At 39.7% G+C, this 9,504-nt stretch carries 8 protein-coding genes; 7 read left to right on the top strand and 1 reads right to left on the bottom strand.

Annotation, left to right across the window (positions count from 1 at the left end; all coding sequences use genetic code 11):
- Positions 1-118 precede the first annotated feature (118 nt).
- From murJ to OGM63_RS11540, 4 genes are all read left to right on the top strand, one after another.
- Positions 119-1,738, top strand: a complete 1,620-nt coding sequence (murJ, locus tag OGM63_RS11555; RefSeq protein WP_263745689.1) for a murein biosynthesis integral membrane protein MurJ — start codon at positions 119-121, stop codon at positions 1,736-1,738.
- A gap of 521 nt (positions 1,739-2,259) precedes the next feature.
- A complete protein-coding gene (locus tag OGM63_RS11550; RefSeq protein WP_263745688.1) occupies positions 2,260-2,868 on the top strand; it encodes a toll/interleukin-1 receptor domain-containing protein in 609 nt (202 codons plus the stop codon).
- A 351-nt stretch (positions 2,869-3,219) separates the two neighbouring features.
- Positions 3,220-3,399 carry a hypothetical protein gene (locus tag OGM63_RS11545; RefSeq protein WP_263745687.1) on the top strand — a complete coding sequence of 60 codons (180 nt, stop codon included), beginning with the start codon at positions 3,220-3,222 and terminating at the stop codon, positions 3,397-3,399.
- Between the two features lie 525 nt (positions 3,400-3,924).
- Positions 3,925-4,455 (top strand): porin family protein, encoded by a 531-nt coding sequence (locus OGM63_RS11540; RefSeq protein WP_263745686.1) that lies wholly within the window; start codon positions 3,925-3,927, stop codon positions 4,453-4,455.
- 413 nt (positions 4,456-4,868) lie between these two features.
- On the opposite strand, the gene OGM63_RS11535 is transcribed toward OGM63_RS11540, so the two are convergent.
- Positions 4,869-7,157, bottom strand: coding sequence for an FdhF/YdeP family oxidoreductase (locus tag OGM63_RS11535; protein WP_263745685.1), 2,289 nt, complete (start codon positions 7,155-7,157; stop codon positions 4,869-4,871).
- 578 nt (positions 7,158-7,735) lie between these two features.
- On the opposite strand from OGM63_RS11535, the gene OGM63_RS11530 reads away from it, so the two are divergent.
- From OGM63_RS11530 to OGM63_RS11520, 3 genes are all read left to right on the top strand, one after another.
- Entirely contained in the window at positions 7,736-8,098 is a 363-nt protein-coding gene (locus OGM63_RS11530) for a hypothetical protein (RefSeq protein WP_263745684.1), read from the top strand.
- Between the two features lie 567 nt (positions 8,099-8,665).
- A complete protein-coding gene (locus OGM63_RS11525; RefSeq protein ID WP_263745682.1) occupies positions 8,666-8,965 on the top strand; it encodes a BrnT family toxin in 300 nt (99 codons plus the stop codon).
- A complete protein-coding gene (locus OGM63_RS11520) occupies positions 8,955-9,182 on the top strand; it encodes a CopG family antitoxin (RefSeq protein WP_263745681.1) in 228 nt (75 codons plus the stop codon). Before OGM63_RS11525 ends, OGM63_RS11520 begins: the two co-directional genes overlap by 11 nt.
- Positions 9,183-9,504: the final 322 nt, after the last annotated feature.

Genomic DNA, 9,504 nt, shown 5'->3' with positions numbered 1-9,504 from the left:
CCCACTCCCCATTCCCCATTCCCCACTCCCCATTTTCCAAATTTGCCTGACAGAGTATCCGATTTCGGGTTAAATATTCAAGAGGTACTGCTATCGCTTGAGTTGTCAATAATAATTCGTGGCACAACAAAAAACATCTCGTTCTCTGACTGGAATAGCTGGCATTGTCGCAGCTGCAACGTTAATTAGTAAAGTCTTTGGTTTGGTACGTCAGCAAGCGATCGCTGCGGCTTTTGGTTTGGGACCGGCTGCTGATGCTTTTAACTACGCTTATACTATTCCTGGTTTTCTGTTGATATTGCTAGGGGGCATTAACGGACCATTTTATAGTGCGGTTGTCAGCGTTTTATCCAAGCGCAAGCAAGAAGAAGCGGCTCCTTTGGTAGAAACGATTACGACGCTGATTGGTGGTATGCTGTTAATAGTGGCGCTGATTGTGGTAATTTTTGCGCCGCAGATGATTGACATCTTTGCACCTGGTTTGAGACTGGGACACAAAGATTTAGTGAGAGCGATCGCTATTTTACAACTCCAAATCATGGCACCAATCGCAGTCTTAGCCGGACTGATTGGTATTGGCTTTGGAGTTCTCAACGCTGCAAATCAATTTTGGCTACCTTCCATCAGTCCTTTATTTTCCAGCATTACAGTTATTGCAGGTCTGGGTGTCCTTTATCTGCAATTGGGTGAAGAAAAAATTAGCAGTCTTGAATATGCCAAATTGGGTGGAATTGTTTTGGCAGGAGGAGTTTTAGCTGGGGCAGTTTTGCAATGGGTGGTGCAGGTAATCGTGCAAGCGCGGTCTAATTTGGGTACATTACGGTTGCGATTTGATTTTAATCAACCTGGGGTAAGAGATGTTCTGAAAATCATGGGACCTGCTACCTTTTCCTCTGGGATGCTGCAAATCAACCTCTACACGGATTTGTTTTTCGCTTCTTTGATTCCCACTATCGGGGTTGCTGCTGCTTTAAATAATGCGTCATTACTAGTGCAAACTCCTTTAGGAATCATTTCTAACATGATTTTGGTTCCTTTATTACCGATGTTTGCCCGACTTGCTGACCCGAATAATTGGGATGAGTTAAAATCACGCATTCGTCAAGGTTTACTGCTTTCAGCTTTCACTATGCTGCCCTTGGGTGCATTAATGATAACCCTTTCTGTGCCAATTGTCCGCATAGTTTACGAACACGGTGCTTTCAAAGGAACAGACTCAGCGCTGGTGTCTTCGCTGCTAATTGCTAACGGAATTGGCATGTTTGTTTATTTAGGACGTGATGTTCTGGTGCGGGTGTTTTATGCCTTAGGTGATGGCGATACACCTTTTCGCATTAGTATGATTAATATCTTCTTTAACGCTGTATTTGATTACCTTTTAATTAAACCTTTTGGCGCTTCTGGCTTGGTTTTAGCAACTGTAACTGTAAATTGCAGTTCAGTATTAATGCTGTTATTTTTACTTAATCGCAAGTTAAATGGTTTACCTTTGCGCGAGTGGAGTTTACCGTTTTTAGGTTTGATTGCTGCTAGTATTGCAGGTGGAATAGCCAGCTTTGCGACTCTGGAACTTTCTCAGCACTATTTAGGTAAAGAAGGTTTGCTGATTATGCTGCTTGAGTTATCTGTATCTGGTGCGATCGGCATTGTCATTTTTGGTGTCATTGTCTCATGGATAAAATTGCCAGAGGTGAATGTTTTTGTCTCTCGTCTGCGTCAGCGTTTTTTGAAGAAGTAGTGGATAGTTAGTGGTTAGTGGTTGGATAGTTGTGAATGAATATTAACGCTCCAACTCAGAACTAATACCAATTCTATGTGAGGTTGCGCTTTATTCGCCCCTCAGCATGGAATGCTGGGGCTAAACGAACAAAGCCCACCTGCGTGGGCTAAATTAGCTGCATCTTGATACAGAAACGGTGCGTTAGGCGAAGTTGTAACGCACCCTACATTTTACGTTTAATTTGGTTGGTCTATTTAATAAAATGCGCGAACATGGCGTAATGCTAGGGAAATCGTGTAAACACATCACAACCAGAGTGTCTTTGCCTTTTGATGCTCAGTACAATTGCTTACACAGTTACTGAATTCAATGAAAAAATATCCGGAATTTTCCCGGAATATATTTCAGCTTAAGTGTATCTATGTTGTAGCAAATAATATATTATACACTATTATATCATGTGGCGAGTTTTGAGCTATGTGAGTATCAAAAAAGCTTGGGTGCTACACTAGTAATCTAAAAATTGAGATAAATAACTGATGAAAGTTCATAATAGTGAAGTTTGCTTGCTTTATTCTGAATCAGATAAAGCTATAGCTGGTAAGCTTGAAAATGCTTTAAGTTACTATAGTATTGATATTTGGAAAGCTCAAAATATTTCAATAGGAGCAAAAATAATAAGTGAAACAACAAAGGTACTGGAAAAAGCTAAATTTATCATAGTTTTATGGTCGAATACTTCCATTAAATCTGCTTTATTGAAAGACCGTGCTTCGGAAGCAAAAAGAAATAAAAAGGTATTAATTCATGTTTTAATTGAAAATGTTAAAATTCCTGGTGAATTTACTGATATTCAACCAGCGGATTTAGTAGGTTGGGATGGTGATAAAGAAAATGAGCAAATTGTAAAGCTATGGAGACTTATCCAAGACAAGGTTTTGAGATATCGAAGAAAAATAGTAGGATTTAATCAATTTCTCGGTATTGTCAGTCTTATATTAACAGCGATAGGCGTAATATTTACTATTACAACTCCAGAAGTTAGATGTTGGTTGAAACTACAATGTCCGGGTCAGGAAAATATATCAAGTGAAAGTACTGGAAAACATCAAGAAACATTGACTGAATCGTCTGTTCCGACAACATAAATACCACCTCAACCTCTAAGTCCTACACCTACAATAGCCCCAACAACAACGGCTGTTCCTGTATCTCCTCCATCTATTAATCAGAAATCACAACAGACAAACTTAAAAGCTCAAGCTATTGATGAAGACAATAACCTGAAATTTGAATCTGATGGTTGCTATAGAACTAATAGCACACAAGTAATATGTGGTGCCGTAATTACAAATTTAAGTAATACACGTCAAGATGTTTCATTTAGCGGTTATTCTGGTTATGCTTCTTGGATAACTAATGCTATTGATCCCTCTGGTACTGTCTACGGTGCTCAATTAGCACAATCTGGTAGACTGGAATCTAGTAACGCAGGTCCTTTGCGTTTTTCAACCAACATTGCTTCTGGTATTCCTACCAAAATAATTTTTACCTTTGAAATACCGAAAGAAGTCAGTAAATTATCGGTGTTGGATGTGGGTTATATTCCTGGGGCTTCTGAGAATAAGGAAAAAAGAATAGCTATTAAAAATATCGGTACTATAGCAATTAAACCATAATCTCCATCTACATTAAGGCGGAAGAAATAATTTCAACGCTCCCTGCATGATCGAACTCAAGGTGCCATAACCAATGGGGAATGGGACTTTTTCGCGTTAGCGCAGCTTAAAGAAGTTATCGCAGTTAGCTTTGAGAAGTGCGATCGCTCTCCAGCTATGCCTAAAAACTATAATTATTGATGGTATAACAAAAAAGGTAAAAATGACCGCAAAAGACAAAATCAAAGCTGAAATTGATAGCCTAATTGAGTAATGTAAAAAATATTGAGATTATTTCGTAGTGAGGGCTTCAGCCCTCAAATGAGGACTTTAGTCCTCTCTACGAGACGCTACGCGAACACTACAAACCTTTAATTATTTGCGATCGCGTTGGGTTTGAAAATGGCGATTTCGTGTTCACCCAATCGGGTGAAATATTTTAACCCATTCAGGCTATCCAAAAGTGCGAGGTTACATTTCGTAAAAAAAGAGATTCTAGTACTAGAGAACATTGATTTGACTAAATCTCTAGTCAGGAAGTCCCTTATGAAACTCGCAAAAATCGCAACCTCTGCACTCGCTGTTGCTTCTGTTATCTTTAGTGCTGGAATTGCTAGCGCTCAAACACCTCAAACCGCTGAAACACTCGGTCTCAAGGGTAGCTATCTCGGTGCTGGTGTTTCTGCTGGTGTCACCAACGGTGGAAGACAAAATGATGCCGCTTTGTTAGGTGGAAACATTCAAGGACGTGCTGCTATACCTAACGCACCTGTTTCAGTTCGGGGCGCCGTTCTGTTTGGTGGTGATGCTACCGCATTTATGCCGTTACTAACTTACGATGCACCGATCGCTAAAAATACTAACGTTTACATTGGTGGTGGTTACTCGTTTGTCACCGATGAAGGTAAAGCTACCCAGTTAGGAAACAAGAATACACCTGTAGTAACCCTTGGTGCTGAATCAGAAATTGCTAGAAACACCGTTTTGTATGGTGATGCTAAATGGGGTATTGACGCTTATAAAGACAGCAATGCTGGTGCTTTAAGCTTGCAAACTGGTGTTGGTTTCCGCTTCTAATTTTTATGACTGATACTAAAATGCAGTCATTTCACTTGACGGAAATAATTATTAAAGGACGCGGAACACGGATTTATCATCCGCCTCACCGCGTCCTTTATAATGTAATAAGCTTGGTGTTATATCATACAATGTAAAGACGTTCCGGCGGAACGTCTCTACGAGGGTTGCGATATTTTTATTAATGTTACAGCAGTTTTTATGTATTTAGACCACACTCAAGTTTTCTGTATTTCTTCCTTTGCGGCTTTGCGACTTTGCGTGAGATAAAAATAATAATGTAGTTCATTTACCTGAAAATTGCTGTAATTATCAGGACATTTGGTAGTGATTTTAGAGCTGTAGAGACGCGAAATTTCGCGTCTCTACATACCCAAATGCCCAATAAAAATATTTAACCGAACCGTATTACCCTACCCCTTGGAATTTTTTGCATACACAAACACAGGCACCCTCTTAAAAGCTGGTGTCCCCGATCGCTTCTCAACCCGTGGTTTAAAAATCACATTTACTTCCGGGTAAAACATCAACGCAGACCCCGGACGCACTGCCCCATAAATGATTTCCACATTTTCTAATTTCCCTGCGTTTCCCTCAACCGTAACCCGCTGATGTTCGTGCAATCCTACCTGTTCTAAATCGATTCGATTCATTAAGATGCAGTTCCGGTGGGGTATTCCCCGATACTTGTCTTCAATTTGATAGACTACAGTATTGTGTTGAGCATAGCTACGCCCTGTCATTAAAGCTACCACAATCCCTTGAGTCTCATCATCAGCGGCAAAGGCTTTTCGGTCTGGAAGCGTTAGTTGCGGCAGTGGTGTCACAAACATCTTCGCTTTGCCGGAAGGAGTTGGAAAGTGAGGGGTGGAAATAATGCGTCCGCTAATAGTAAATTCCTCTTTACTTTCATCAATTGTCGCCATTTTCTCGTATCCAGGAACCGTTTTGGCGATGAGTTGACGGATGAATTTTGTGTCTCTAAGTTGGCGCCAATCTACCGGATATTCACCATGAATTCGATGTGCTAACTCTGTCAAAAATTCTACTTCGGGAATCAAATCAGCCTCTTGAAGATGAGTTTCACCCTCGTCATTTAAACGGACAAAATTATTGCCCGATTCAACAGTTGTTTTATAAGGATTTTCAAACCGATTTAGTACGGGAATCACAATTGTATTTTGTTTCGCTAACCCATGAAAGTGTCCTAAATTTGGTTTCGTAGCCAAATAAATAATAGTTTCAATATTACCTAAAGCTCGTTTTGCCTGAGTTGAATCTGGATTAGCTGCATACAAATTTCCACCAAGACAGATGAGGGTGTCTACCTTTTGCTCGTCGGCAGCTTCAATCAAAGCACGAGTATCATACCCTTTAACAGCGCTTAGAGAACGCCCTAAAAGCTTTTCTAAGGCTTCTTGAAGTCCTTTTTTGATTTTTTGGGTAGTTACGCCCATTGAGCCAAACCCCTGGACGTTTGAGTGTCCTCGCACGGGCATTAAACCGGCGCCTTCTCTGCCAATATTGCCACTGATTAATGCAGTGTTGCCAATACTATAAACGTTGTCTACGCCATTATCGTGTTGGGTGATTCCCATTGCCCAACCAAACACAACACCTTTAGCATTGCTGATTATAGTTGCGGCTGCCTCAATTTCTGCTTGGGATACTCCGCAGATTTCAATAATAGTTTCCCAAGGAATCGAGCGAGCATTCTCAACTACTGCTTCCCATCCCTCTGTGTGAGCTTGAAGAAACTCCGTTTTGATAGTTCCTTTTTCGATAAGTGCTTTTTGAATTCCAGTGAATAACACAGAATCGCTACCAGGAATCGGTTGGAGATACAGCGAAGAAATATCAGAACCCGGTATCAGAGATTTGATTGGGAAAGCAGGAGAACCGAATTTAACCAATCCAATTTCCATTATCGGATTGATGACAATCACCTTTCCACCGCGATCGCGCAATTTGATCAACTCATTCATCAAGCGTGGATGGTTATAAGCAGAATTTGCCCCTGCCAACACTACACAATCGGCTGATTTCAAGCTCTCCAAACTCACAATCGATGTTTTTGTCGCAAACATCTGCTCAAGTCCATAAGTCGAAGGTGCGTGACACAAATCTGAACAGTCAGCTAAATTATTAGAACCGAGCGATCGCATCATTAATTGCAGCAAAAATGCCGCTTCGTTAGAAGATCGACCCGAACTATAAGAAGCTACTCTCTCCGGGGTTTTACGGAAACCGGCTTCAACTATCTGATAAATTTCTGACCAAGAAATGCGCTCATAGTGAGATTTCCCCCCTCGCAAAATCATCGGAAAACTCAATCTTCCCAACCGATCTGCTTCCATTGAGGTGAGTTTTTGCAACTCTTGAATGCTGCGTTGCTCAAAAATTTGCAGCTTTATACCTGGTTTAATTTCTGCCGAAATTGCCTCAACACTTTTCATACAGCGCTGAAGTTTTTCTCCTTCCTCATTCGTAAATCCCCCTTTTTGCCCTCCCGTCCCCCAAGAGCAAGATAGACAAGCACTATGGTGAAGTAGAGTTTTCCAGAGTTTGGGTCCTTCGGGTGAAATTGTATGCTCTGCCCAGTATTCAATCACAGGTAAACCACCCCCGATATCTGGTGTTTCTTCGTTTTTGTCATTAAACGGGGGAAATTGTTGGGCAGAATCCAAGTTATCTTGACTCATATGGCTTATCTAAACTTAATTACGTTACTTTTGTGATTATTCTAATTATGACTATATACATGAAGTACCTGTTGCGGCTTGTTGATGCTGATTCATCCTTGTTAGCTGTTTGACTTGTACACCCTACAGTATTTTTATTTAGTTTTTTCAAAAATCAAACTAATAAGTAATCGAAAAGAATTAATTACACAAAATATCGGCTGAAACTGTTGTCTAGTAAAGAATTCAATTGTAATTTATTCTGTCTGCTTACTTATTAGTTTGATAATTTTTACTAATTTGTGCATAAATTGATTTTACTAGTACCCATATATATAATTTGGCCAATTGAATTAATAGATTATGTTTTCTATCTAAAGATAGATTATTTATTTTTTTGTTTAATGAAAAAGATTTTAATAGCCAGTTATGCAACAATAGTTTTTAGGAAATCACAAAGTTTCGGAAACAAACCTAAAAATAGGCATTACTGAATCAAGATATGGATTGTGAAAATCACGATTTTGTACAGACTTGATATGTCGTGTCTGTACAAGTGTTAGGTAAAATTACAAATCTGTAATTTTACTTAATTCATTATGAATTCAGCAACGCCCTATAAGGATGCTTTCACTCCAAGTGATAGAACTTTATTCATCAAGGAGATGTCAACTGTGAAGAAAAACATCATTCAGTCTATTTTAGTTTTTGCTGTATGCAGCTTTATGTTGCTCGTTTCAGGATTTACCGCAGCAGAAGATAGTTTGGCTGCTCTTGGAGAGCAATGTTATTGGATGGAAAATAGCTCAGGGCAATTTTATTGGGTTCCTGCTCCTCAGACACCAGCACCATCGAAGAGCCAGTGTTATCAACTAAATAGTTGTGGTGATGGAGGAGGTCAATCTGGTGGCGGTTGTTACAAATGGGCAATAGCCGCCCAAGCACCCGCACTGCCTTGGTAATGATATTCTCCCTACCCTGGCAAGCCTACCTAGTTATTAAAAATAACTGTCTAAGGAAGCTCAGGGGGTGACAACTTCGTCTCAAAGCCTCTTGACAAAAGACTTACAGGCTTAACTTGTCACCAATGGTGTCTAGAAGACTTTCCAAAATGTCTCTAGGTCATCGAATGATAATGTAAGCTTCATTCAGCCCTCTAGGAAGCATTCTAGAGGGTTTTAAGGTTTTAAGCGTTAGTTCGGAAATAAGGTATTGTAATGTATGTAATTTTAGAGTGTCTGAGAAAGAAGTGCGATCACTCACATCTTGCACGCCCGCCCGAACGATTAAAATCGCGGCTATACAAACAAAGTCCGCCTACGCGGACTAACGCAAAATCAAGGGTTTAAAACCCGCCTAATCGCGGGTTTCGTCTGTGTAGCCGCGATTTCTAATCGCTTGGTGCAAGATATCAGTTCGCGGAGTGACTCTGTAAGAGTATCGCGCTTGGTTTTTCAAGGGGAATTTATTAAAAATGTTATCTGTATTGTCATTTGTATATACAAATGTTATTTTCAGCGTAACAAGAGGTGTCGGGTTATGACTGGGATGATGGGAATTGTCAAAAATGCCAAAAACATGGTGTCTCAATAGAAGAAATTGAGAGTTTATTCTCTAGCGATGTACAAATATCCCCGGATATAAACCATTCTGGTGTTGAGGAAAGATTTCTCGCAGTAGGTAAATCAATCAAGGATAAGTATATTTTTGTAGCATTTACTTTGCGTGAGAAGCAAGAAGAAATACTCATTAGACCAATTAGCGCTCGTTACATGCACGAAAAAGAGGTGCGACGTTATGAAGAAAATCTTGCCGAAAATGACAACTGATGAAGAAATAGAAAACTTACTAGAACAAGACTTGACTGAGTATCTTCATGAAGGCAATTTCAAACCTGTTAGTTTTGAATTTAAACCTAAAGACAAAACTGTAAACTTACGAGTTTCAGAAGAGTTATTAGAAAAAGTCAAAACAGTTGCTAGAAAAGAAGGTATATCCTATCAAAAGTACATCCGAAGGGCAGTAGAAAAATCTTTGGGTGAATAAACCACAACCTGCTGTGTATTTATATAGTTTCTAATTTGTAGAAAAACCTTTGTGTGAATAAACCACAACCCGTCCCAATGGCGGCTTTTTGCATATATAGATTTTTCTCTATGATACATCCCGTTCAATGTACAAGTTAAGTCTTCTGAAGGTATTGTCATATATTGTAATTTTAGAGTATCTGAGAAAGAAGTGCGATCGCATCTTTAGGCGTTCTAACCCTAGCGCTACACCAATCAAAACACCCTTGTTCTTTGTTTTTAGCGTACATTTAAAGAATGTAAACCATCATCACCAAAATTTGAAGGGCTTCAGCCCTTAC

Origin of the sequence: Plectonema radiosum NIES-515, assembly GCF_025753815.1 — a bacterium.
Taxonomy (GTDB): Bacteria; Cyanobacteriota; Cyanobacteriia; order Cyanobacteriales; family Nostocaceae; genus Hassallia; species Hassallia radiosum_A.
This window is presented reverse-complemented; position numbering and strand designations above follow the sequence as displayed.

Coding starts and splice junctions, on each gene's coding strand:
- OGM63_RS11550 (WP_263745688.1), top strand. CDS start 2,260: ATGAAAGTTCATAATAGTGAAGTTTGCTTGCTTTATTCTGAATCAGAT.
- OGM63_RS11540 (WP_263745686.1), top strand. CDS start 3,925: ATGAAACTCGCAAAAATCGCAACCTCTGCACTCGCTGTTGCTTCTGTT.
- OGM63_RS11535 (WP_263745685.1), bottom strand. CDS start 7,157: ATGAGTCAAGATAACTTGGATTCTGCCCAACAATTTCCCCCGTTTAAT.
- OGM63_RS11530 (WP_263745684.1), top strand. CDS start 7,736: ATGAATTCAGCAACGCCCTATAAGGATGCTTTCACTCCAAGTGATAGA.
- OGM63_RS11520 (WP_263745681.1), top strand. CDS start 8,955: ATGACAACTGATGAAGAAATAGAAAACTTACTAGAACAAGACTTGACT.